Source organism: Streptomyces chumphonensis, from assembly GCF_014779715.1.
GTDB classification, from domain to species: Bacteria; Actinomycetota; Actinomycetes; order Streptomycetales; family Streptomycetaceae; genus Streptomyces; species Streptomyces chumphonensis.
This window is the reverse complement of record NZ_JACXYU010000020.1, coordinates 1-23,466: the sequence shown is the minus strand read 5'-3', so window position 1 is coordinate 23,466 and position 23,466 is coordinate 1. Positions and strand designations below refer to the sequence as shown.

Here is a 23,466-nt window from a genome sequence, read left to right as displayed (position 1 = left end):
GACCGGGGGCTCACCCTACCCGAGCGACCACCACGGCCGGTCCGCAGACAGGGTAGAACCCGCGCGCCGGGCACGCCGCCGAGGTCGTAGTCTGTGACCGCTGATCGCAGGGGAACCGGTCAGCGAGGAGGGGCGATCGGACATGGCATCCAGGCGCGACGAACTCAACGCCTACACCTTTGCGAAGAAGCGGACCGTCGCGTCCTTCCTGCAACCGTCCCCCACCGGTTCGGAAGAGGGGGCACCGCGACCCCTGCGGGCCGTTCTGCCCGGGCTCGTCGTGGGAGTCGTCATCATGGCGGGGTTCGGTGCCTGGGGCATGTTCAAACCCAAGGTCCCCAAGGGCTGGGACGAGCCCGGGAAGAACGTCATCGTGGCGAGCGAGTCCACCACGAGGTACGTCGTCCTGGAGACGGACGGGCAGCCGCAGCTGCACCCCGTCCTCAACTTCGCGTCGGCCAAGCTCCTGCTGGACGGCGAAGGGACCGAGATCGTCGAGGTCGACGAAGCCGTCCTGGACGGTGGCGACGTCCCGATCGGACCCACGGTGGGCATCCCCTACGCACCCGACCGCCTGCCCGACCCCGGCGAGGCGGGCGCGGCCAAGCGCTGGGCCGTGTGCGAACAACCCGGTGCGGCGGACCGATCGGTCCAGAGCGCGACCTTCGTGCTGGCCGACCGGGACGCGGACGCCGTCGAGGGCGAGCACCGGCTCACCGGCGACGACGTGATGTACGTGCGGAACGAGGAGGGGAAGCGCTTCCTCGTCGACGCCCGGGGCAGCAGGTACGAGATCGGCACCGCGGACAGCGAGCTGCTCCTGCGCTCCCTCGTCGGAGAGGGGCGTCGTCCTCAGCGGGTCACCGACACCTGGCTCGCCACCTTCCAGGAGGGCAGCCCGATCGCCTTCCCGGAACTCCCCGACGGACTCGGCACCCCGGCCGGAATGGACGAGCTGGACGACTCCGCCAACCGGGTCGGGATGGTGCTCATCGCTCCCACCGGTTCCGGGCCGCAACACTACGTCGTCCTGCGCGGCAAGGTCGTCCCGATCAGCGACTTCAGCGCTCGTCTCCTGCTCGACCACCCGGGCTCCCTCGAACTGGGCCAGAAGAGCCGGGCCATGGAGGTCGCGGCACAGTCGTTCACCGCGGCCCCGGCCTCCGAAGGCCCCACCGTCGACCGGGACTGGCCCGAGCTGGAACCCGACCACGTCAACCACGCGTCCCGTGACACGGTGTGCAGCGTCCTGCGCGACGTTGACGACGACGGCTCCGCCACGTTGTCCACCTGGGCCGGCGACACCTACCCCGTCCCCGTGTCCGACGGCGCCACCAGCGCCTACGTCACGCCCGGCTCGGGCCTGCTGTACCGCCAGTTCCAGGGCACCGACACCACCACCGGCGGAACCTTCCTCGTCACCGACACCGGACTGCGCTACGCCGTGCAGTCGAACGCCGACAGCAGCGCGCAGGGCGCCGAGACCACCGGGGACAGCGAGGGCGGCGCCCCACAGAACACCGGCGACGACGTCGACCAGGCCCAGCTCCGTCTCGGCTACCAGGACGTCGAACCGGTCCCGGTGCCCGCCCACTGGTCCGAGTTCCTCCCCAAGGGGCCCCGACTCGACACCACCAGCGCCCGGCAGCCGCAGGGAGCATGATGCAGCGCCCCGCGACCCTCCTCCCCGTCCTCGCCCTCAGCCTCGGCGCGCTTGCGGGCCCACCCGCCCAGGCCACCGAACCCGGCGCCCGCACCGACCTGGCGGCAGTGGGAACCTGCACGTACCCCGCCGAGAGCTTCGCGGGCCGGCCCTGGTACCTCCAGCGCGTCCTGCTGGACGAACTGTGGGACCGATCCCGCGGCGAGGGCGTGCGCGTCGCCGTCATCGACACCGGTGTCGACGCCGAGCACCCCCAGCTCGCGGGCGCCGTCGACGTCGCCGCCGGGGCCGACCTCATCCCCGAGGACAAGCAGCGTGACGGCGCACCCCAGGGCCCGACCGCCGACCTCGTCGGCCACGGCACCAAGGTCGCCGGCATCATCGCCGCACGCCCCGCCGAGGACACCGGGTTCGTCGGCATCGCTCCCGAAGCCACGATCATCCCCATCCGCCAGAACGACGCCGACGGTGCCGGCAACACCGAGACGCTCGCCCAGGGCATCCGGCACGCGATCCGGGAGAAGGCCGACGTCATCAACATCTCCCAGGACACGGCCAAGCCACTGCCCGACGACCACCCGCTCAAGGCGGCGGTCGACGAGGCGCTGGCGGCCGACATCGTCGTCGTGGCCTCCGCCGGCAACGACGGGGCGGACGGCCAACTCAAGAACACCTTCCCCGCCTCACTTCCCGGCGTGCTCGCCGTCGCCGCCTCCGACCGGAACAACGAGCGTGCCCTCTTCTCCCAGCGCGGTGAGTTCGTCGGTGTCGCGGCGCCGGGCGTCGACATCGTCTCCACCGTGCCCGGGGGCGGACACTGCGCGGACAACGGGACCAGTTTCGCCGCTCCGTTCGTCGCCGGTGTCGCGGCCCTCCTCCTGGCCGAGCACCCCGACTGGGAGCCCCACGAGGTCGTGGCGCAGATCCAGCAGACCGCCGAACGGGCGGTCAGCGGCGCCGACCACCACGTGGGCTGGGGCGTGATCGACCCGGTCCGCGCCGTCAGCCAGGCCGACCGGCCGATCGAGAAGCCCGTCGCCCACGATGGCGTCCGACCCGCGCCCGCACCGCGGGCGGCGCCGCTCCACCTCGGTGAGTCCTACGCCGAACGCAACGAGCGTCTGGGCACCTACGTGTTCCTGGCCGGGGCCGTCCTCGTCGGCATCGTGGTCGGCACATCGGTCGTCGTGCGCGACCACCGGAGGCGTCGGCCCGAGGACGAACCGTCGATCGGGTAGCAGATTCGGCCAACGTCGCCGTAGTCAGCTGATGTTGCACTTGTGACAAGACTCTACGGGGCGTCAACTAGCGGCGCGCACTATGATTTCCGACGCTCTGCCTTGCAGTTGGAACCGACTGCGCAAAGAGATAGAGTGACCACTACACGTGAACGGGGTTGGCCAGGGGGGGCTTGCCATGGTTGACGCCCATCAGGGCGGCGGGGGGACTCCGAGCGACTTCAGACGCGCCGCGGAGTCGTTGAAGGACTTCAAGAAGCGCGTCGACGGCATCATCGAGAACCTTGAGAAGTCCGCCGCGTCCAGGACCAGCATCAGCGCCAACGCCGTGGTACCCAAGGCGTCCTACGGCACGGGCTTCAGCGAGGCCGAGGACCTTTCCTATGAGTACGAGCGGATTCACGAGCATCTGACGGCCCTGTCGCAGACGTTCACCGACCAGATCGACGCGATGGGCATCGCCGTCCTCGGCGCCGACATCGGCTTCGACAACCTGGAAGAAGACCTGAAGCGTCGCTTCTGGGAAATTCGTGACCGGGCGAAGCTGCGGTACGAGGAGGATCAGACCGTCAAGGAAGGCGGCGACAAGCCCACCTCCGACGTGAACCAGGGTCTGTAGCAGTGGGGGCAGGAACCGATGAGTGACGACGAGTTCTCGTTCGACGAGACGCAGGCGAATCTGCAGGTGTCCCTGACCGACACGAACCGGCGGCAGCGCGCCGCCTTCACGTGGGCGGGGGTCAACGCCTCACTCGGGCGGACGGACTTCGAGGGTTACCAGCTGAACGCCATGCTCGACATGATCGAGAGTGCGAGGCCCGGCGATCTGGAGGCCGCTGCGGACGCCCTGGCCAGCGCGTCGGACGCGATCGAGGGCGTCGGCGAGGACATCAAGAAGTACGCGGCCAACGTCGACTGGGAGGGTGAGTCGGGGGACGCCTTCCGCACCTGGGCGGACAACCTGGGGAAGAACACCCTCAAGCTGGCCACGTACACCGGTCAGGCAGGTGTCCAGATGCGCGCTGCCTCCATCGGTCTGGCGTCGGTCAAGAGTGGGATGCCCCCGCGCGAGCGGGGCCCGTACCTGCCCATGGACATCGAGAAGGCGAACGCGGCGGAGGACCCGAGGGAGAAGAACCGCCAGGAAGCCATCACCCAGATGAACCGGCTCAGCTCCTTCTACACGGTGTCCCGCGACACCATGGCCGCCCAGGAAGAGCCCACCTTCGCCCCACCCCCCGACGTCGGCGTGCCGAAGGCAGATTCGTCAGGCAGAGGTGGATTGGAGAACGGCGGTGCAGCTCTGTCGCCGGAAGCCGCAACGGAGCAGGTCCTTCGTGGGGGTTCCAGTAGCAAGGAACCCAGTGTGGCGATGCCTTCATGGGAGGGGCCCACTGAAACTCCCAGTTGGACGCAGCCCGTCGTGACGGAAATCAACAACGCGAGTCCCATGCCCACGGCGCCTGTCGAGAGGTTCGTCGCTACTCCTAACCTGACGGCCGGTGGCCTGCAATCTGTGCCGAACGGCCTGCCTCTTGTACCACCTGCGATCGCACCCCAGCGGGCCCCGGAGCAACGAACCCGAAGCTTCTCGACTGGAGGCGGTTCAAGTGGCAGCTCACGACGCCACGATGGAACGCCAGCTTCGGCCGGGCGCCCTCCGGGGCCGTCGGTAGGTAGCACTCCTCCTGCGGGTCCTGCACGACATGCGAACTTGCCTTCTAGAACCGGGCGAACAGATCCGGTGCTAGGAGGGATGCCGTACCGTCCGGCTTCTGCCGCTCCCACATCCATCCCTCAAGGCACGGTGGCTGGAACTGAACGTGGATCAATGGGGCGATCGCCCATGGTCGGACAGCCTGGTGGGGCTGGGCCTGCCAGAAGTGCGGAATCGGATAGTGCGAAGCGCCGCCAGAGCCTTGGTGGTGGTTCTGATGCTCCCCGTGTAGCCAACCAAGCTCAGCGTAGCGGGTCCTTCACGTCTGGAGGCATGGGTTTGGTCAATCGGCCGGTCTCGGGGGCAGCTGAAAAGCGTGAGATTACAAGGGACTGCGGCCAGTCGAACTATCTAACCGAAGACGAGGAAACGTGGAAGTCGCGGCGAGGAATCGTCCCCCCAGTGGTTGATTGAGTCAAGCGAGAAATTTTAACTGCGGAGAATCGGTGAAGGGTGGCATCTTGTCGGTGGGATTCCCGCGTTGTCTTCATCTGTTGGTCGCTTCGATTCTCTTTATCGGGTCGATGGCTTGGCTAGCGCCTGCGGCAGTTGCTGGCGACATAAGCGAGCGTCAGTGGTACCTCGGCCCTATGAAGGCTGAGGAAATGTGGCAAATTAGCCGAGGTGAGGGAATTACTGTAGCAGTTATCGATTCCGGCGTCACTTCTACCGGGGCGCTCGAGGGCCGACTGCTGCCTGGCGTGGATTTCACTGACCGCCCTGGCGGTGCCACGAAAGATTACACCGGTCATGGAACATCGATGGCTGAGTTGATCGCTGGAGCTGATAGCGGCGCTGGCATTAGGGGATTGGCCCCTTCAGCGAATATCCTGCCACTTCGTGTGAGTATAACTCTGGGAGAAGAGATCGAGTGGAGCAACAGTGACGAGGATCCTGTCGCTGACGCTGTGCGAGTGGCAGCAGATAGCGATGCGCGCATCATCAGTATGTCAATCAGTGCGGCTCCCACGCGCGCCCTGGATTCGGCAATCGAGTACGCAGTCGATAAGGGTAAACTGATTTTTGCAAGCACTGGAAATAACGGGGACAAGGATAATAATCCAGAGTTTCCAGCTTCCTATGCGGACGTCGTTGGGGTGGGGGCTGTGACTCAGCAAAACAGAGTTGCCCAGTATTCTCAGCACGGTCACACGGATCTAACGGCCCCGGGGTCGGACATTCCGAATTGGTGTGACGCCAACTTTACCCGCTACTGTACTGGTAATGGGACTAGTAATGCGACGGCAATTGCCTCTGGTTCGGCGGCCCTGATTTGGTCGAGGCACCCGGACTGGACTGCAAATCAAGTTCTCCGCGTGATGATGGAGACGGCCAGTAAGGCCGCTGACGGCAGTGATTACACCACTAAGCTCGGATACGGAACCGTCCGGCCTCGGAAGGTGCTTCTTGACGGGGAGGGCGACCCGGGGGATCCGGACCAGCACCCGCTTCTCAAGCAGGAGGAGTCCCCGTCACCCTCGGCGCAGCCGGAGGGCGGGTCGTCCGACGGCGACGAGTCGCCATCCGAACGGGTGAAGGTCGCTGATCAAGGCGAAGACGGTCCACCCACTGGGTTGCTGGTCGGCTCGGGGGTTGCGGTGGTCCTGCTCGCGGCGGGAGTGATCGGGTTCCTGGTGCTGCGTCGCAGGTAGTCCGCCGGCATCTGTCGTTTCGAATCAACGCTCATGCAACCACGCGCTCTGGAGGAGGAGCATATGGCCGAGGGAAGTAGCCCGGGCACCGGTTTCAGGTCGGAGGACGGAGACCTCGCGGGGCTGATCAAGGACGTCGAGGAGATGCAGGGCACGCTGCAGGGTCGCATCTCCGCGCTGAACGCGGCGGTGGACACCATCGAGACGGGGTGGAAGGGGTCGGCTGCCGGGGCCTACAACCATCTCCAGCGTCAGGCGAACGAGTACGCGCGCAAGCTGTACGACAAGCTCCGCTTCATGGAGGAGGCCCTCCAGATGAGCAAGGACGGCTTCACCGCGAACGAGTTGGAGCAGATGGAGAACTTCAAGAAGATCCAGGGTCAGAGCCCGATCAGCGACTTCATCGACGCTTCGCCGACCGTCAAGTAACGAAGAGGGGGAACGATGACCATCGAGGTCACGTACGGGACGGTCACCGCGGCCGCCAGCGACATCCGGAAGGCGGCGGGCGAGATCGGTACTCAGCTCACGACCCTGCAGGGTCGGGTGGCGAACGTCGTCGCCGGTTGGGACGGTGAGGCCAAGGAGGCCTTCCACGCCAAGCAGCGGGGCTGGGATCAGGAGGTCCAGGGTCTCAAGGAGACGCTCGACGCCATCGCCACCGCGCTCGACAACTCCACGGCCGGCTATCAGGGGACTGACAAGAGGGCTTCACTGCAGTTCGACTTCTGAGTCAGCGTGCGTAGGGGTGTGAGGGGGCGGGCCTTCCGGAAGGCCCGCCCCCTCACGTCTACCCGGCCGGCGCCGGACCGGGTGCCGCTGCCCTGCCCTGCGTAGCCGCAGGCCGAGCGCGCGTCGCGCAGCACTCCGGGCGTGACGCCCCTCCCGTCGTCAGGTCTCGTTGTTCGGCAGCCAGCCGACCTGGACGAGCGGCGCACCGCGTTTGCGGGAGGCGAAGACGCCGCGTCCGGGCGGCATGGCCCGGGCGCGGACGCTGCCGAGGATGTCGCCCTCCATCGGGTCTCCGGACAGGACGACTCCCTGGGCGCCGAGTTCCTTGACACGCTGCATGAAGGCTTCGTAGAAGGACCGGGAGGCGCCGGACGCGTTGCGGGCGATGATGAAGCGGACGCCGATGTCCCGGGCGAACGGCAGGTGCTCGGTGAGTGCGGCGAACGGGTTGCCGGTGGAGTTGGCGACCAGCTCCCAGTCGTCGACGACGATGAAGATGCGCGGCCCCGACCACCAGCTCCGGTCCCGCAGCTGCTGGGGCGTGACGTCGTCCGGGGGGATGCGCTTCTCCATCAGGTCCCGCAGCGCGGCCACGTGCGTCTCCAGACCGTTGGACATGGCCGCGTACACGATGAGGTGGGAGTCGGGGACGCTGTTCAGCAGCCCGCGCCGGTAGTCGGCGACGACGATCCTGGCCTCGTCGGGGGTGTACCGCTCGGTGATCTGCTTCGCCAGCAGCCGGATGAGCGCCGTCTTGCCGGATTCGCTCTCCCCGAAGATGAGGAAGAACGGGTCGGTGTCGAAGTCCACGTACACCGGTTCGAGGTTGGTCTCGTCGAGGGCGAACGCGACGCCGCGCTCCGGGTGCTCGTTCCCCTTGGGAAGCCGCCGGGCGGGGATGTCGCGGGGCAGCAGCCGCACGGCGGGTGCGGGGTCGCCCGGCCAGGCGTCCCGCACCCGGGTGACCAGGGCCTCGGTGCCTTCGGAGAGCGTCTCCGCGTCGCTGCTTCCGTCGATGCGCGGCAGCGCCGCCATGAAGTGCAGTTTCTGCGGGGTCTGGCCGCGTCCTGGAACGCCGGGGGGCACGTTGGCGGCGACCTTGCGGTCGAACTCCGAGTCCATCGTGTCGCCCAGGCGCAGTTCCAGGCGGTTCATGAGCTGATCCTTCAGCGCCGGTCGCATCTCCATGCTGCGCGACGACGTGGCGATGACGTGGATGCCGTAGCCCAGGCCCCGTCCGGCGATGTCCGTGACGACGTCGGTCAGCAGGTCGTACTCCTGCTTGAAGCTCGCCCAGCCGTCGATCACGAGGAACACGTCGCCGAAGGGCTGGTCGGTGATCTCGCCTCGGGCCCGACGGCGCCGGTAGGTGCCGACGGAGTCCACGGAACGCGCGCGGAAGTACTCCTCGCGGCGGGCGAGGACGCCGGCCACCTCGGAGACCGTTCGCCGGACGCGTTCGGGGTCCAGCCGTGAGGCGACGCCTCCGACGTGGGGGAGGCCCGACACCGCCGACATCCCGCCACCACCGAAGTCGAGTCCGTAGAACTGCACTTCGCTCGGAGTGTGGGTCAGGGCGAAGGAGGAGATGATCGTGCGCAGCAGTGTCGACTTGCCCGACTGGGGGCCGCCGATGATGAGCATGTTGCCCGCCGCGCCGGAGAAGTCGCCGTAGAGCACCTCGCGGCGTTGCTCGAACGGCTTGTCGACGAGCCCGAGCGGGACGACGAGTCCTCCGGGACGCGGTTGCTCGGGGACGGTGAGCCCGCGCCCCTCCACCGGGGTCAGCCCCGGGAGCAGTTCGTCGAGCGGTGCGGCCTCGTCCAGCGGCGGCAGCCACACCTGGTGGGCCGACGGCCCCTGGCCGTCGAGGCGCCGGACGATGACGTCGAGCACCGTGTCGGCCAGTGCGTCGTCCTCCGTCCGCGCCACGGCTTCGGACGGCTGCGCCTGAGGGTCCGGGGCCGCGTACCGGAGGGGCACCGGTGCGGCGGTGAACGGGACCGGGCGTCGGTCGACGGCCGGCCCTCTTCCGGGGTCCACCGGGCGCGAACCGGTCGCCCGGTAGACCCCGGAGACGTAGGCCGCCTTGAACCGCGTCATCTCGTCGGTACCGAACTTCAGGTAGCCGGAGCCGGGGACGGACGGGAGGTGGTAGGCGTCGGGAACGCCGATCGCGGTGCGGGACTCGGCGGCCGAGAAGGTGCGCAGACCGATGCGGTAGGACAGGTACGTCTCCAGGCCGCGCAACCGCCCCTCCTCCAGCCGCTGCGAGGCCAGCAGCAGGTGCACGCCCAGCGAGCGGCCGATGCGGCCGATCTGGATGAACATGTCGATGAAGTCGGGTTTTGCGGTGAGGAGTTCACTGAACTCGTCGATCACGATCACCAGCGACGCGATCGGGTCCAGTGGAGCGCCGGCCGCCCGGGCCTTCTCGTAGTCGTGGATGTTGGCGTAGTTGCCCGCGTCGCGCAGCATCTCCTGGCGGCGGTTGAGTTCCCCGCGGATCGAGTCGCCCATGCGGTCGACCAGTGTGAGGTCGTCGGCGAGGTTGGTGATCACAGCGGCGACGTGCGGCATGTTCGACATGCCGGCGAACGTCGCGCCGCCCTTGAAGTCCGCGAGAACGAAGTTCAGCGTCTCGGAGGAGTGGGTGACGGCGAGTCCCAGGACCAGTGTCCGCAGCAGCTCCGACTTGCCGGAGCCGGTCGCGCCGACGCACAACCCGTGCGGGCCCATGCCGTCCTGCGCCGCCTCCTTGATGTCGAGCATGACGGGCCGGCCGTCCTCGCCGACGCCGATCGGCACGCGGAGCCGGTCTCCGTGGGAGCGGGGCCGCCAGGTGCGGGAGACGTCGACCGACGTGGCGTCGCCGAGGGCGAGCAGGTCGGTGAACTCGAGGTTCGCCAGCAGCGGCTCCTCGTCCTCCCCGCCCGAGGACGCCGACAGCGGGGCGAGCTGGCGGGCCAGGGCCTCGGCCGGCTCCGTCGCCAGGATGTCCGGCTCGCCCTCGTAGACGAGGCCGTTCGCCGACTCCATGCGCAGCTCGCGTGGGCGGACGACGACGGACAGCCCTCCGCGCGGCTCTCTCAGCTCACCCGCCACCACCTCGACGACCGTCACCCCCTGAAGCCCTTCGGCGGATGCGAACACCGACGTGGGCGGCACCGTCGAGCCGTCCAGTACGAGGACGACGTGCGGTTGGTCCGGCACGGGCCGGCCCTGGGGGTGGAAGCGTGCCCGGTTCTCCAGCCGGGGGCCGAGCATCTCCTCCAGCTCGATCAGGTTCTCGCTGATCATGCGACGTGTGCCGGCGCCGTCGGTCGATCCCGGGAGCTGGAGGTGCGGGAGCCACTTGGACCACTCCCACCGCTCGGCGGCGTCCGGGCCACCGGCCGCGACGGCGACCAGAAGATCGTCCGGCGAGTGCAGGGCGGCCATCTGGGCGACGAGCGCCCGTACGGAGCCGTGCACGGAGTCGGAGTGGCCGGAGACGGTCAGGTGGTAGAAGGCGCGCAGGGAGATCGCCATGGGCAGGCCGTCGACGGTGCTGTGCGTGGTGATGAACCGCTGCATCGCGCCGGCCGTCAACGGCTCCAGTTCGTCGACCGGCGCCGTCTCGGGGGCGACGAGCTGAGAGGCGAGCTGCTGCGTCCCGAGCCCGACGCGGACCTGCCCGAAGTCCGCGTCCCCGGCCCGGCGCTCCCAGAGCCGACTGCCCTCGGCGACGAGCGCCCACAGCTGGTCCGGCGCCGGATGGAGGTAGTGCTGCGCGTCCCGCTGCCGAGCGGCGTTCCGCCGGACCGTACGCCGGGTCTGGGCCAGGTACTTGAGGTAGTCACGGCGAAGCTGCGCCATCTGCCCCTGGGTGCCCCGGCGGAAGCGGATGATGGTGAACACGACCATCGCGACCGTCGAGACCGCCATCACCGCGCCCATGATCCGCATGAAGGGCATCGGCGACATGAAGAAGAAGACCACCGAGCCGCCCATGCCGAGCATGGGCACCACCTGCATGAGGACACCTTCCTGAGGCCCGCGCGGCAGCTCCGGTGGAGGTTCGAGACGCACGTCGTCGCCGGGCACTTCGGGCGGCAGTGCCCGTGGGGGGCGCTTGACGACGATCTGGCTCACGAACGCATCAGTCCCTCATGACGAACGGAGGCCGGTCTGTGACCCGTCGCCCCCGTGGCAGCGGTCTCCCTCCGCGCTGGCCGATCCTACTCGCCGGGCCGCCCGCGGAGTCCGGATAGGGTGTCGCACGCCGCGTGGGCAACTGGGATGAGGGGGCCGAGAGATGAGTACGGCAGCGAGCGCGTCGGCCCCTGCGCCGACCGCCTCCGCGACGGGGTTCTGCCGGGTGACGATCGTCGGGCCGGACAGCCGCATCGACGTGGCACTCCCCGAGGACCTGGCGCTCGCGGACCTCTACCCCGAGATCCTGAGGCTGAGCGCGCAGACCCCGACACCGGGAGCGCCGGTCGGGTACAACCTGGTCCGTCGGGACGGGGCGGTGCTGGACAGCTCCCGCTCCCTGCTCGCCCAACGCGTCCTCGACGGGGAGGTACTGAGCCTGCGTCCGTTCGCGGAGTCGCTGCCGCCCGCCGTCTTCGACGACGTGTCCGACGCCGTCGCCTCGGCCGTCAGCCGTGACCGCACGCTCTGGAACGACCGGCTCATGCGCCTGGCCGGGCTCGTCGGCGGCGTCGTCCTGCTGACGCTGATGGCGGGCGTCGTCTGGTTCGCGGACCCGGCGGGGCACGACATGCACGGCCCCGCCGGTGTCGTCGCGGCCGTCACGGCCGTGCTGCTGCTGGCCCTGGCGGGTGTCCGGGCCCGGGTGTACGACGACCGCGCCGCGGGGCGGGCCCTGGGTCTGGCCGCCCTGCCGCACGCCATGGTCGCCGGCTCCGGTGTGCTGCCGCTGATGGAGGGCCACGGCATCGGCAGACTGCAGTTCCTGCTCGGCTGCGTGGCCGTGCTCCTCGCGTCGACCCTGCTGATCGCCGTCATGCCGGGGGGCGACGCCCCCTTCGTCGCCACGGCCTTCGCGGGAGCGGTCGGCACCCTCGCCGTCTTCGGCATGATCCTCTTCGACGCGGACGCCCTGAGGGGCGCCGCCGTCTGCGCACCCTTCGCCATCGGGATCATGGCCTTTCTCCCCGGCCTGTCGGCCCGCTTCGCACGGCTGCCCATCGGGTACGCCCCGCCGCGTCCCAGCCAGGAGGCGACGGCGGTGACGGGGGAGGACCCGTTCGCGCCCGCCGACCCCGGGCCGGTCGATCCGGAGCGCGTCGCCGGCCAGGTGCGCCGAGGCCACGAGATGCTGCTCGGGCTCGTCGGAGGCTGCGCCCTCGTCGTCGCCGGTGCCGCGGCGACCCTCGGCTTCTCGGACGACGTGTGGGCCCAGGTCCTCGCACTCGTCTCCGGGGTGGCGCTGCTGCTCCGCGCCCGCCTGTTCCGCTACACGTCGCAGATCGCCTGCGCGCTGACGGCCGGGCTGGTCGCCGTCACGCTGCTGGTTCTCGCTCTCGCGCTGAACTCGCCGCTCGCCCAGGACGGGGGCGGCGTGCGGACGCTGTGGCTCGCGGCGGCGCTCGCCGCGGGGGCGGCGCTCGTGACGGGGATCGGGCTGGTCGTGCCGAGGACCGGGCTCACCCCCTTCTGGGGCCGGTCCCTCGACCTCTTCGACGCCCTCGTCCTGCTCTCCCTCACCCCCCTGTGCCTCGCCGTGCTGGACGTCTACGAGGCCGCCCGCTCCATGACGAGCTGACCCGGGCGGTGACGCGCCGGCCCCGGACGGGCGGGCGTCACGGAGGGTGTAAGCTACGGGCGGCCGTTTGTGTGCGCTGCCCTCCGGATCACGGATCCGAGGACGGCGCCCGGCGCGCCCCACGAAGCCTCCCGAGTTCCGGAAGCTCCCCTGTGCAGTGGACCAGGGGCACTCGGCGGCCCTGCATCCGCAGGATGACATCACAAGGAGTGCGTGTGTCCTCTCTCGACGCCGCGACGAAGAAGCAGATCATGTCCGAGTACGCCACCAAGGAGGGCGACACCGGCTCCCCCGAGGTCCAGGTGGCCCTGCTCACGCAGCGCATCAAGGACCTCACCGAGCACCTGAAGACCCACAAGCACGACCACCACTCGCGTCGTGGTCTGCTCCTCCTGGTCGGCCAGCGCCGTCGGCTGCTGCAGTACCTGGCCAAGAAGGACATCCAGCGTTTCCGTGCCCTGGTCGACCGCCTCGGCATCCGCCGTGGCGCGGCGGGCGGCGCGCGCTGATCCATGAGGGAGGGAGCGGTTCCCTGACCGGGGGCCGCTCCCTTCGTCGTACCCCGCGCGGCGGCCGATCTTTGTAGGCTGTCCCCAGGGAACGACACAACAGCATGAGGCGGGGCGCGCCCGCACGACGCCGGTCCTCGGTAGTGGCCCCCGGACGACGGACGCAGACCGTCCGGGAGCTTCGATCGAAGACCGGCCCGCACAGGGAGCGCTCCACCTGCCGCAGTCCGCCGCGACACGCGCGGTGGACGAACGTACGAGGAGACATTCCTGGTGGAGAACGAGACCCACTACGCCGAGGCCGTCATCGACAACGGCGCCTTCGGCACCCGCACCATCCGCTTCGAGACGGGCCGCCTCGCCCGCCAGGCCGCCGGTTCCGCCGTGGCCTACCTGGACGACGACACCATGGTGCTGTCGGCCACCACCGCGGGGAAGCACCCGAAGGAGCAGCTCGACTTCTTCCCCCTGACGGTGGACGTCGAGGAGCGCATGTACGCCGCGGGCAAGATCCCCGGCTCCTTCTTCCGGCGGGAGGGTCGTCCCTCGGAGGACGCCATCCTCACCTGCCGCCTGATCGACCGCCCGCTGCGGCCGTCGTTCAAGAAGGGCCTGCGCAACGAGATCCAGATCGTCGAGACGGTCATGGCCCTCAACCCCGACCACCTCTACGACGTGGTCGCCATCAACGCCGCCTCCTGCTCCACGCAGCTGGCCGGCCTGCCGTTCTCCGGCCCGATCGGTGCCACCCGCGTCGCCCTCATCAAGGGCCAGTGGGTCGCCTTCCCGACGCACACCGAGCTGGAGGACGCCGTCTTCGACATGGTCGTGGCCGGCCGGGTCCTGCCCGACGGCGACGTCGCGATCATGATGGTCGAGGCCGAGGCCACGGAGAAGACCGTCGAGCTCGTCCGCGGTGGCGCCGGCGCGCCGACCGAGGAGGTCGTCGCCGCCGGTCTGGACGCCGCGAAGCCCTTCATCAAGACCCTGTGCAAGGCCCAGTCGGACCTCGCCGACAAGGCCGCGAAGCCCACCGGCGAGTTCCCGGTCTTCCTGGACTTCCAGGACGACGTCCTGGACGCGCTGAACGCCGCCGTCCGCGACGAGCTGACCCGGGCGCTGACCATCGCCGGGAAGCAGGAGCGCGAGGCGGAGCTCGACCGTGTCAAGGCGGTCGCCGCGGAGAAGCTGCTCCCGCAGTTCGAGGGCCGGGAGAAGGAGATCTCCGCCGCCTACCGGTCCCTGACCAAGGAGCTGGTCCGCGAGCGCGTCATCAAGGAGAAGAAGCGCATCGACGGCCGCGGGGTCACCGAGATCCGCACGCTGGCCGCCGAGGTCGAGGCCATTCCGCGGGTCCACGGCTCGGCCCTCTTCGAGCGCGGCGAGACGCAGATCCTCGGCGTCACCACGCTCAACATGCTGCGCATGGAGCAGCAGCTGGACACCCTCTCCCCGGTGACCCGCAAGCGCTACATGCACAACTACAACTTCCCGCCCTACTCCACCGGTGAGACGGGCCGCGTCGGCTCGCCCAAGCGCCGTGAGATCGGCCACGGCGCGCTCGCCGAGCGGGCGCTGGTGCCGGTCCTGCCGACGCGCGAGGAGTTCCCCTACGCGATCCGTCAGGTCTCCGAGGCGCTGGGCTCCAACGGCTCCACGTCCATGGGCTCGGTGTGCGCCTCCACCATGTCGATGCTGAACGCCGGTGTGCCGCTCAAGGCGCCCGTCGCCGGCATCGCCATGGGTCTGATCTCGCAGGAGATCGAGGGCGAGACGCACTACGTCACCCTGACCGACATCCTCGGCGCCGAGGACGCCTTCGGCGACATGGACTTCAAGGTCGCCGGCACGCGGGAGTTCGTCACCGCGCTCCAGCTCGACACCAAGCTCGACGGCATCCCCGCCTCGGTGCTGGCCGCCGCGCTGAAGCAGGCCCGTGACGCGCGCCTGCACATCCTGGACGTCATGGGCGAGGCCATCGACGTGCCGGACGAGATGTCCCCGAACGCCCCGCGGATCATCACCGTGAAGATCCCCGTGGACAAGATCGGTGAGGTCATCGGCCCGAAGGGCAAGATGATCAACCAGATCCAGGAGGACACCGGCGCCGACATCACGATCGAGGACGACGGCACCATCTACATCGGTGCCGCCGACGGTCCGGCCGCCGAGGCCGCCCGCACCACGATCAACGGCATCGCCAACCCGACGATGCCCGAGGTCGGGGAGCGCTACCTGGGCACGGTCGTGAAGACGACGACGTTCGGCGCGTTCGTCTCGCTCCTCCCCGGCAAGGACGGACTGCTGCACATCTCGCAGATCCGCAAGCTGGCCGGCGGCAAGCGCGTGGAGAACGTCGAGGACGTCCTCGGCGTGGGCCAGAAGGTCCAGGTCGAGATCGCCGAGATCGACCAGCGCGGCAAGCTCTCCCTCATCCCCGTCCTGGAGGACGAGGAGGGCGCGAAGGGTGACGACGGCGAGAAGGCCGACGCCGCCGCGGACGCCCAGTGACGCGTACGCACCGTGCGACGGCCCGCCCCTCCCGTGTGGAGGGGCGGGCCGTCGCCCGTACCACGACGCTCCTGAGCGGCGGGAACGGTGCCGGCACGGTCCGGCGCACCGTGCTCCCCGGCGGCCTGCGCGTCGTCACCGAGACGCTGCCGACCGTCCGCTCGGCCACGTTCGGCATCTGGGCGCGGGTCGGCTCCCGGGACGAGACGCCCGCGCTGAACGGCGCCACGCACTACCTGGAGCACCTGCTCTTCAAGGGCACCAAGCGGCGCAGCGCCCTGGAGATCTCCGCGGAGCTCGACGCCGTCGGCGGTGAGATGAACGCCTTCACCGCCAAGGAGTTCACCTGCTACTACGCACGGGTGCTCGACGACGACCTGCCGCTGGCCGTCGACGTCGTCTGCGACATGCTCACCGGATCCCTGATCCGCCCCGAGGACCTGGACGCCGAGCGCGGCGTCATCCTCGAGGAGATCGCCATGACCGAGGACGACCCGGGGGACTGCGTCCACGACCTGTTCGCCCAGACCCTCTTCGGTGACACGCCGCTCGGACGCCCGGTCCTCGGGACCGTGGAGACGGTCGAGGGCCTCACCCGCGACCAGGTCGCCCGCTTCTACCGCAGGCACTACGACCCGACCCGCCTCGTCGTGGCCGCCGCGGGGAACCTGGACCACGACGCGGTGGTCCGTCAGGTCCACGACGCGTTCGAGCGGGCGGGCGCCCTCACCCGCGCCGACGCCGAACCGCTGCCCGCGCGGACGGGCACCCGCCGCGTGACGACCGCGGGCCGGCTCGACGTCGTCCGCCGCCGCACCGAGCAGGCCCACCTCGTCCTCGGCATGCCCGGCGTCGCCCGCACGGACGAGCGCCGCTGGGCGCTCGGCGTCCTCAACGCCGCGCTGGGCGGCGGCATGAGCAGCCGACTCTTCCAGGAGATCCGCGAGAAGCGCGGGCTCGCCTACGCGGTGTACTCCCACAGTTCCGGCTACGCCGACTGCGGACTCTTCGGCGTCTACGCCGGCTGCCGTCCGGGGCAGGTCCACGACGTCCTGCGGATCTGCCGGGAGGAACTCGCCGACGTCGCGGAGAACGGGCTGCCGGAGGAGGAGCTGCGGCGCACCGTCGGCCAGCTCGCCGGCTCCACCGTCCTCGGCCTGGAGGACACCGGAGCCCTGATGCACCGCATCGGCAAGAGCGAGCTGTGCTGGGGCGAGCAGCTCTCCGTCGACGACATGCTGGCCCGCATCTCCGCCGTCACCCCCGACGACGTGCGCGCCGTCGCCGCCGACGTGCTCGGCCACCGTCCGTCCCTGGCCGTCATCGGCCCGCTCACCGAGAAGCAGACCGCACGTCTCGACACCGCCGTGGCCTGACGTATCTTTGCGGACGCCGTCGCCCGTACCGCCCCGAACCCGAAGGAAGCACCGAACCATGAGCAAGCTCCGCGTGGCCGTGATCGGCGCCAAGGGCCGGATGGGCGCCGAGGCCGTCCAGGCCGTCGAGGCCGCCGAGGACCTGGAGCTGGTCGCCGCCGTCGACCGCGACGAGGCCCTGGAGACGTTGACCGGGGCCGGCGCGCAGGTCGCCGTCGACCTCACCCACCCCGACGCCGTCATGGGGAACGTCGAGTTCTGCGTCCGCAACGGCATCCACGCGGTCGTGGGCACCACCGGCTGGACGGACGAGCGGCTGGACGCCCTGCGGGGCTGGCTGGCCGACGCTCCGGGCACGGGTGTCCTCATCGCCCCGAACTTCGGCATCGGCGCCGTGCTGACCATGCGCTTCGCCCGTCAGGCGGCGCGCTTCTTCGACTCCGTCGAGGTCGTCGAACTGCACCACCCCGGCAAGGCCGACGCCCCCAGCGGCACGGCCGTCCGCACCGCGCAGCTCATCGCCGAGGCCCGGCGCGAGGCCGGCTGCCCGCCGCAGCCCGACGCCACCAGCACGGCGCTGGACGGTGCGCGCGGCGCCGACGTCGACGGCGTCCCCGTGCACGCCGTCCGGCTGCGCGGCCTCGTCGCCCACCAGGAGGTCCTGCTCGGCGGAGAGGGCGAGATGCTCACCATCCGCCACGACTCGCTGCACCGCTCGTCGTTCATGCCCGGTGTCCTGCTCGGCGTCCGGCGCGTGCCCACCGCTCCCGGTCTGACCTTCGGCCTGGAGCACTTCCTCGACCTGGACGACTAGGAGGGCCCACCCATGCGGGCCAAGATCACGTACTTCGTCCTGGCGGCCGTCCTCGTCGTGTACTTCGTGCTGGTCGGCAGCCGGGGCGTGCTGCTCATCCAGCAGGGCACGCTGGTCACCGTCGCCTTCGGCGCCGCCGTGCTCGTCCTGCCGCTCATCGGTGCCTGGTTCCTGTGGCACAACACGCGCTTCGCGCTGTCGGCCGGACAGCTCGCGCGGCAGCTGGAGGCCGAGGGCGGCCTGCCCGAGGACGACCTCGCCCGCACCCCCGGCGGCCGCATCGACCGCGACTCGGCGGACGCGGCCTTCGCCCGACGGCAGGCGGAGACCGAGGCGCGACCGGAGGACTGGCGGAGCTGGTTCCGGCTCGCCGTCGCCTACCACGACGCCCGGGACACGCCCCGGGCCCGCAAGGCCATGCGGCACGCGATCGCCCTGCGGCGTGCGGAGCGGTCCGGGCCCGTGCCGTCCGCCGACGTGGGCGGCGCGGGGGAGCCTCAGGCGCCCTGACCGCGCCGGTGGTCGGCCGCCCAGCCCTCCAGCACGTCCGCCGCCCGCTCGAACGCCTCGGGCTTGCTGAGGAAGTCGGCGCTGCGGTCGGTGACGAGCACCCGCAGCGGGTCCCCGGAACGTCGCTCGACGAGGAGTGCCTGCCCCTGCACCGTGCGCGGCAGCCCGAGCCAGCGCACCGGCTGCTGAACCGTGCGGACGGCCGCGACCTGCGACCAGGCGAGCGTCACGGTGCGGACCAGCGTCACCTGACGCAGGCCGTGTGCGCTCACCCAGATGCCGATCCGCAGCGTCCGCAGCGCGACGGTGAGCAGGAGCGCCGCCCCGACCAGACACGCGGCGGCGCCCGAGAGCGTGCCGGCGAGCGTGATGACGAGGGCGGAGATCAGCAGGTAGGCGGCGAGCAGGAGCAGCAGGGCCGCTCCGCCCACGCGCCACGGCCCCGGCCGGTAGGGGCGGCGCCAGCGCCCCCGGTCGGCGTAGGGAAGCGGTTCCTCGGAGATCTCCGCGGAAGCACTCAGCTGATGGTCGGCCGACAGGAAGGTCAGGGGCACGACGGGTCCTCGCTCGCGATCCGGGTCAGTGCGACAGGGCGGGGCGCCCGCCCTGTGACGGGTGAGATTATCCGGAACGCGTGCGACCGGTCACCCCAGGGCGCACGACCCGGCGCGCCCGGCGTCGCAGGCGTCGCGGCCAGGAGCTCGGCTCAGCGGTTCTCCGTGGCCTCCTGCTGCTGCCCGTGAGGCTCCTCCAGCCGCACGTCCAGGGCGGGAGCGGCCAGGAGGAGCGAGCCTATGATCCCTCCGACGGCCACCAGTGTCAGCAGCACCCGGCCCGCCACCTCACCGGCGCTCGCCCGCTCCCGGGGCGGCGGCGTCACGTTGGAGCGGAACCCGTCGGCCTCGGAGACGAAGGCGAACGGCACGGGCTCTCCGCGACGGAACATGGCGAGGCGCTCCTTCTGGAAGTGATCGGCTGCTACGGGCTGAACGTCCGGTGACTCGCCCACGTGCCCGATTATGGGTGACTTCCTCAAACATGTGGACGATCGGGCCCGGTCTGAGGTTGCTTGCCCGGGGGTGGTCGCCGCAAACACCGTCCGAACCGGGCCGTAGGCTGGTCGCCGCCCGGCCCCCCGTACCCGGAAGGACCCTTGGTGACCGACGAACCCCGCTTCCGCAGCGACATGACCGTCGAGCTGGTCAAACACAGCGCCGCCGACACCGACGTGCTGTGGGCGGCCAGGGTCTCCACCGCCGGCGAGCAGTCGCTGGACGAGCTCGACAAGGACCCGGAGCGCTCGAAGGGCCTGATCAACTACCTGATGCGGGACCGGCACGGGAGCCCCTTCGAGCACAACTCGATGACGTTCTTCGTCAGCGCCCCCCTCTTCGTCTTCCGCGAGTTCCACCGCCACCGCGTCGGCTGGAGCTACAACGAGGAGAGTGGGCGCTACCGCGAGCTGGAGCCGGTCTTCTACGTTCCGGACGCCGAGCGGAAGCTCGTCCAGCGGGGCCGCCCCGGCAAGTACGAGTTCGTCCAGGGCACGCCCGAGCAGCTGGAGCTGGTGGAGCGGACGATGAGTGATGCCTACGAACGGTCGTACGCGGCCTACCGCGAGATGCTGGACTCCGGCGTGGCGCGGGAGGTCGCCCGGGCGACGCTGCCGGTCGGCCTGTACTCGTCCATGTACGCCACCTGCAACGCCCGCTCACTCATGCACTTCCTCGGGCTGCGCACCCGGCACGAGCTGGCGAAAGTGCCCTCCTTCCCGCAGCGGGAGATCGAGATGGTCGCCGAGCTGATGGAGGCCGAGTGGGCGCGTCTGATGCCGCTGACGCACGCGGCCTTCGACGCCAACGGGCGCGTCGCACCCTAACGGTCCGTTGTGTCCGGATTGCGGCACTTCATGGGCTTCCTCTACGCTGGCAGCACGGACCCGGCACTGCTTGAACCCCCGAGCAGGCAGTGCCGGGCTCCCCATGTCCCCGCCCCGAGGGAGCATCGGACCCGCACCTGCGAGTAGCGTGGACCCCATGGCTCCGACCTCCACACCGCAGACGCCCTTCGGGCGGGTCCTCACCGCCATGGTCACGCCGTTCACCGCGGACGGCGCGCTCGACCTGGACGGCGCCCAGCGCCTGGCCGCCCACCTGGTGGACGCCGGCAACGACGGCATCGTCGTCAACGGCACCACCGGTGAGTCGCCCACGACCAGCGATGCGGAGAAAGCCCAGCTCGTGCGGGCGGTCGTGGCGGCCGTCGGAGACCGCGCCCACGTCGTGGCCGGAGCCAGCACGAACAACACGGCCCACAGCCTGGAGCTGGCCCGCGCCGCGGAGCAGGCCGGGGCCCACGGGCTGCTGGCCGTCACGCCGTACTACAGCAAGCCTCCGCAGGAGGGCCTGTACCGTCACTTCGCGGCCATCGCGGACGCCACCGGGCTCCCCGTGATGCTCTACGACATCCCCGGCCGCTCGGGCGTGCCGATCAACACCGAGACGATCGTCCGGCTGGCGGAGCACCCGCGCATCGTCGCCAACAAGGACGCCAAGGGGGACCTGGGCCGCGCCAGCTGGGCCATCGCCGCCTCCGGTCTGGCCTGGTACTCCGGCGACGACATGCTGAACCTGCCGCTCCTGTCCGTGGGCGCGGTCGGCTTCGTCTCCGTCGTCGGGCACGTCGTCTCACCCGAACTCCGCGCGATGCTCGACGCCTACACGAGCGGCGACGTCGCCAAGGCGACCGAGATCCACCAGAAGCTGCTGCCCGTCTTCACCGGCATGTTCCGCAACCAGGGCGTCATCACGACCAAGGCCGCCCTCGCCCGCCAGGGCCTGCCCGCCGGGCCGCTGCGCCTGCCGCTGGTGGAGCTGACGGACGAAGAGGTCGCGCAGCTCAGGCGGGATCTGGCCGCCGGCGGGGTACAGCTGTAGACACCACCTACTTGACCAGCACAGAGCGACACAACTGAACCGCACGACCAACGCGCGCGCCACGTGCCCCGTCGGGTGCGTGGCGCGTGTGGTGAGGAGACTTTCTTGAGCCATCCACATCCAGAGCTCGGCCCCCCGCCGCCGCTGCCGAAGGGCGGCCTGCGCGTCACCCCGCTCGGCGGACTCGGCGAGATCGGCCGCAACATGACCGTGTTCGAGTACGGCGGCCGTCTGCTGATCGTCGACTGCGGCGTCCTCTTCCCGGAGGAGGAACAGCCCGGCATCGACCTGATCCTGCCGGACTTCAGCTCCATCCGGAACCGTCTCGACGACATCGACGGCATCGTCCTCACGCACGGCCACGAGGACCACATCGGCGGCGTCCCCTTCCTCCTCCGGGAGAAGCCCGACATTCCGCTGATCGGCTCCAAGCTGACCCTCGCGCTGATCGAGGCGAAGCTCCAGGAGCACCGCATCCGCCCGTACACACTGGAGGTGCGGGAAGGCGAACGGGAGCGGATCGGCCCCTTCGACTGCGAGTTCATCTCCGTCAACCACTCGATCCCCGACGCCCTGGCCGTCGCCATCCGCACCCCGGCCGGCCTGGCCGTGCACACCGGCGACTTCAAGATGGACCAGCTTCCGCTGGACGGCCGCCTCACGGACCTCCGCGCCTTCGCCCGGCTCGGGGAAGAGGGCATCGACCTCCTCCTCTCCGACTCGACCAACGCGGAGGTCCCGGGGTTCGTCCCGCCGGAGCGCGACATCTCGCAGGTCCTGCACCAGGTCTTCGGGCGGGCCAGACGGCGCATCATCGTGGCGAGCTTCGCCAGCCACGTACACCGCATCCAGCAGATCCTCGACGCCGCACACGAGCACGGCCGCCGGGTGGCGTTCGTGGGGCGGTCGATGGTGCGCAACATGGGCATCGCCCGTGACCTCGGCTACCTGAAGGTCCCGGCGGGGCTGGTCGTGGACGTCAAGACCCTCGACGACCTGCCCGAGAGCGAGGTCGTCCTGGTCTGCACGGGCTCCCAGGGCGAGCCGATGGCCGCGCTGTCCCGCATGGCCAACCGCGATCACCAGATCCGTATCGTCCAGGGCGACACCGTCATCCTGGCCTCGTCGCTCATCCCGGGCAACGAGAACGCCGTCTACCGCGTGATCAACGGGCTCACCCGATGGGGGGCCAACGTGGTGCACAAGGGCAACGCCAAGGTGCACGTCTCCGGACACTCCTCGGCGGGCGAGCTGCTGTACTTCTACAACATCTGCCAGCCGCGCAACCTCATGCCGGTCCACGGCGAGTGGCGGCATCTGCGCGCCAACGCGGAACTGGGCGCCCAGACGGGCGTCCCCCACGAGCGCTGCGTCATCGCGGAGGACGGCGTCGTCGTCGACCTCCACAAGGGCAAGGCGAACATCGTCGGCAAGGTGCAGGCGGGTTACGTCTACGTCGACGGCCTGTCCGTCGGTGACGTCACGGAGGCCGCGCTCAAGGATCGGCGCATCCTCGGCGACGAGGGCTTCATCTCGATCTTCGTCGTGGTGGACAGCACCACCGGCAAGATCACCGGAGGCCCGCACATCCAGGCCAGGGGATCGGGGATCGACGACGCGAACTTCGGCGCGCTGACGCCACGCCTCGACGAGGCCCTCGCCAAGGCCGCTCAGGACGGTGTCGCCGAGGTGCACCAGCTTCAGCAGCTGGTGCGGCGCACCGCCGGCAAGTGGGTGTCCGACACCTACCGGCGTCGGCCGATGATCCTCCCGGTCGTCGTGGAGGTCTGACGTCCCGTCAGTCAACGGTTCGGAGGGGGCGCCCTGGATTTGCGTCCGGGCGCCCCGCTCCAGTACGTTTACGGCTCCACCTCAGAGGGAAGCGGATGCCGTTCGGCATCAGGGCAGAACTCCAGTGGGTGGAACTCCCGGCCTGGCAGATCTGCTACGGTCGGGTCCGCCGAAAGGCAAAGGGAATCCAACTCCTTCGAGATGGAAACCGGTCGGGAAAACAGGCCGGAAAACATCTGGTAAA

Annotated in this window: 19 protein-coding genes; 16 read left to right on the top strand and 3 right to left on the bottom strand. The window is 69.9% G+C overall.

Going from position 1 to position 23,466, the window contains the following annotated elements; translation table 11 throughout:
• The first annotated feature begins 142 nt into the window (after window positions 1-142).
• The 7 genes from eccB to IF129_RS24790 all read left to right on the top strand — a co-directional run bounded on the left by eccB (window position 143) and on the right by IF129_RS24790 (window position 7,002).
• A complete protein-coding gene (gene eccB / locus IF129_RS24820; RefSeq protein WP_191212072.1) occupies window positions 143-1,663 on the top strand; it encodes a type VII secretion protein EccB in 1,521 nt (506 codons plus the stop codon).
• Window positions 1,663-2,901: a type VII secretion-associated serine protease mycosin gene (gene mycP / locus IF129_RS24815; protein WP_191212120.1), complete on the top strand. Its 1,239-nt coding sequence runs from the start codon at window positions 1,663-1,665 to the stop codon at window positions 2,899-2,901. The genes eccB and mycP overlap by 1 nt, the downstream gene beginning before the upstream one ends.
• A gap of 178 nt (window positions 2,902-3,079) precedes the next feature.
• A complete protein-coding gene (locus IF129_RS24810) occupies window positions 3,080-3,520 on the top strand; it encodes a hypothetical protein (protein ID WP_191212071.1) in 441 nt (146 codons plus the stop codon).
• A gap of 18 nt (window positions 3,521-3,538) precedes the next feature.
• Window positions 3,539-5,032, top strand: coding sequence for a hypothetical protein (locus tag IF129_RS24805; protein WP_191212070.1), 1,494 nt, complete (start codon window positions 3,539-3,541; stop codon window positions 5,030-5,032).
• Between the two features lie 110 nt (window positions 5,033-5,142).
• The gene (locus IF129_RS24800) at window positions 5,143-6,270 is read left to right on the top strand and encodes a S8 family serine peptidase (RefSeq protein ID WP_191212119.1); all 1,128 of its coding nucleotides are present in this window, start codon (window positions 5,143-5,145) and stop codon (window positions 6,268-6,270) included.
• A 63-nt stretch (window positions 6,271-6,333) separates the two neighbouring features.
• Complete coding sequence (locus tag IF129_RS24795; RefSeq protein ID WP_191212069.1) at window positions 6,334-6,699, top strand: WXG100 family type VII secretion target; 366 nt, start codon at window positions 6,334-6,336, stop codon at window positions 6,697-6,699.
• A gap of 15 nt (window positions 6,700-6,714) precedes the next feature.
• Complete coding sequence (locus tag IF129_RS24790) at window positions 6,715-7,002, top strand: WXG100 family type VII secretion target (RefSeq protein WP_191212068.1); 288 nt, start codon at window positions 6,715-6,717, stop codon at window positions 7,000-7,002.
• Between the two features lie 159 nt (window positions 7,003-7,161).
• Here the strand turns inward: IF129_RS24790 and eccCa are convergent, their stop codons facing one another.
• The gene (gene eccCa / locus IF129_RS24785; protein ID WP_191212067.1) at window positions 7,162-11,136 is read right to left on the bottom strand and encodes a type VII secretion protein EccCa; all 3,975 of its coding nucleotides are present in this window, start codon (window positions 11,134-11,136) and stop codon (window positions 7,162-7,164) included.
• 163 nt (window positions 11,137-11,299) lie between these two features.
• Between eccCa and eccD the strand changes: the two genes are divergently transcribed.
• The 6 genes from eccD to IF129_RS24755 all read left to right on the top strand — a co-directional run bounded on the left by eccD (window position 11,300) and on the right by IF129_RS24755 (window position 18,495).
• Window positions 11,300-12,775, top strand: coding sequence for a type VII secretion integral membrane protein EccD (eccD, locus tag IF129_RS24780; protein ID WP_191212066.1), 1,476 nt, complete (start codon window positions 11,300-11,302; stop codon window positions 12,773-12,775).
• A gap of 215 nt (window positions 12,776-12,990) precedes the next feature.
• Window positions 12,991-13,284: a 30S ribosomal protein S15 gene (gene rpsO, locus IF129_RS24775; RefSeq protein WP_318153930.1), complete on the top strand. Its 294-nt coding sequence runs from the start codon at window positions 12,991-12,993 to the stop codon at window positions 13,282-13,284.
• 273 nt (window positions 13,285-13,557) lie between these two features.
• Window positions 13,558-15,795 carry a polyribonucleotide nucleotidyltransferase gene (locus IF129_RS24770; protein ID WP_191212064.1) on the top strand — a complete coding sequence of 746 codons (2,238 nt, stop codon included), beginning with the start codon at window positions 13,558-13,560 and terminating at the stop codon, window positions 15,793-15,795.
• Window positions 15,792-17,171 (top strand): M16 family metallopeptidase, encoded by a 1,380-nt coding sequence (locus IF129_RS24765; RefSeq protein ID WP_191212063.1) that lies wholly within the window; start codon window positions 15,792-15,794, stop codon window positions 17,169-17,171. The genes IF129_RS24770 and IF129_RS24765 overlap by 4 nt, the downstream gene beginning before the upstream one ends.
• 58 nt (window positions 17,172-17,229) lie before the next feature.
• Window positions 17,230-17,985, top strand: coding sequence for a 4-hydroxy-tetrahydrodipicolinate reductase (gene dapB / locus IF129_RS24760; protein WP_191212062.1), 756 nt, complete (start codon window positions 17,230-17,232; stop codon window positions 17,983-17,985).
• A 12-nt stretch (window positions 17,986-17,997) separates the two neighbouring features.
• Window positions 17,998-18,495 (top strand): hypothetical protein, encoded by a 498-nt coding sequence (locus IF129_RS24755; protein WP_191212061.1) that lies wholly within the window; start codon window positions 17,998-18,000, stop codon window positions 18,493-18,495.
• Here IF129_RS24755 and IF129_RS24750 read toward each other — a convergent pair.
• Both IF129_RS24750 and IF129_RS24745 read right to left on the bottom strand, forming a co-directional pair.
• A complete protein-coding gene (locus tag IF129_RS24750; protein ID WP_191212060.1) occupies window positions 18,483-19,049 on the bottom strand; it encodes a PH domain-containing protein in 567 nt (188 codons plus the stop codon). The genes IF129_RS24755 and IF129_RS24750 overlap by 13 nt on opposite strands.
• Before the next feature lie 152 nt (window positions 19,050-19,201).
• Window positions 19,202-19,441, bottom strand: a complete 240-nt coding sequence (locus IF129_RS24745; RefSeq protein ID WP_191212059.1) for a hypothetical protein — start codon at window positions 19,439-19,441, stop codon at window positions 19,202-19,204.
• A 240-nt stretch (window positions 19,442-19,681) separates the two neighbouring features.
• Between IF129_RS24745 and thyX the strand changes: the two genes are divergently transcribed.
• The 3 genes from thyX to IF129_RS24730 all read left to right on the top strand — a co-directional run bounded on the left by thyX (window position 19,682) and on the right by IF129_RS24730 (window position 23,222).
• A complete protein-coding gene (gene thyX, locus IF129_RS24740; RefSeq protein WP_224755549.1) occupies window positions 19,682-20,374 on the top strand; it encodes an FAD-dependent thymidylate synthase in 693 nt (230 codons plus the stop codon).
• Window positions 20,375-20,531: 157 nt separating this feature from the next.
• Window positions 20,532-21,431, top strand: a complete 900-nt coding sequence (gene dapA / locus IF129_RS24735) for a 4-hydroxy-tetrahydrodipicolinate synthase (protein ID WP_191212057.1) — start codon at window positions 20,532-20,534, stop codon at window positions 21,429-21,431.
• A gap of 105 nt (window positions 21,432-21,536) precedes the next feature.
• The gene (locus IF129_RS24730) at window positions 21,537-23,222 is read left to right on the top strand and encodes a ribonuclease J (RefSeq protein WP_191212056.1); all 1,686 of its coding nucleotides are present in this window, start codon (window positions 21,537-21,539) and stop codon (window positions 23,220-23,222) included.
• Window positions 23,223-23,466: the final 244 nt, after the last annotated feature.

Excerpts from the sequence above, each read along its gene's own strand:
- eccB (WP_191212072.1), top strand. The coding sequence starts at position 143 with ATGGCATCCAGGCGCGACGAACTCAACGCCTACACCTTTGCGAAGAAG.
- mycP (WP_191212120.1), top strand. The coding sequence starts at position 1,663 with ATGCAGCGCCCCGCGACCCTCCTCCCCGTCCTCGCCCTCAGCCTCGGC.
- IF129_RS24810 (WP_191212071.1), top strand. The coding sequence starts at position 3,080 with ATGGTTGACGCCCATCAGGGCGGCGGGGGGACTCCGAGCGACTTCAGA.
- IF129_RS24805 (WP_191212070.1), top strand. The coding sequence starts at position 3,539 with ATGAGTGACGACGAGTTCTCGTTCGACGAGACGCAGGCGAATCTGCAG.
- IF129_RS24800 (WP_191212119.1), top strand. The coding sequence starts at position 5,143 with ATGGCTTGGCTAGCGCCTGCGGCAGTTGCTGGCGACATAAGCGAGCGT.
- IF129_RS24795 (WP_191212069.1), top strand. The coding sequence starts at position 6,334 with ATGGCCGAGGGAAGTAGCCCGGGCACCGGTTTCAGGTCGGAGGACGGA.
- IF129_RS24790 (WP_191212068.1), top strand. The coding sequence starts at position 6,715 with ATGACCATCGAGGTCACGTACGGGACGGTCACCGCGGCCGCCAGCGAC.
- eccD (WP_191212066.1), top strand. The coding sequence starts at position 11,300 with ATGAGTACGGCAGCGAGCGCGTCGGCCCCTGCGCCGACCGCCTCCGCG.
- dapB (WP_191212062.1), top strand. The coding sequence starts at position 17,230 with ATGAGCAAGCTCCGCGTGGCCGTGATCGGCGCCAAGGGCCGGATGGGC.
- IF129_RS24755 (WP_191212061.1), top strand. The coding sequence starts at position 17,998 with ATGCGGGCCAAGATCACGTACTTCGTCCTGGCGGCCGTCCTCGTCGTG.
- IF129_RS24745 (WP_191212059.1), bottom strand. The coding sequence starts at position 19,441 with ATGTTCCGTCGCGGAGAGCCCGTGCCGTTCGCCTTCGTCTCCGAGGCC.
- thyX (WP_224755549.1), top strand. The coding sequence starts at position 19,682 with ATGACCGTCGAGCTGGTCAAACACAGCGCCGCCGACACCGACGTGCTG.
- dapA (WP_191212057.1), top strand. The coding sequence starts at position 20,532 with ATGGCTCCGACCTCCACACCGCAGACGCCCTTCGGGCGGGTCCTCACC.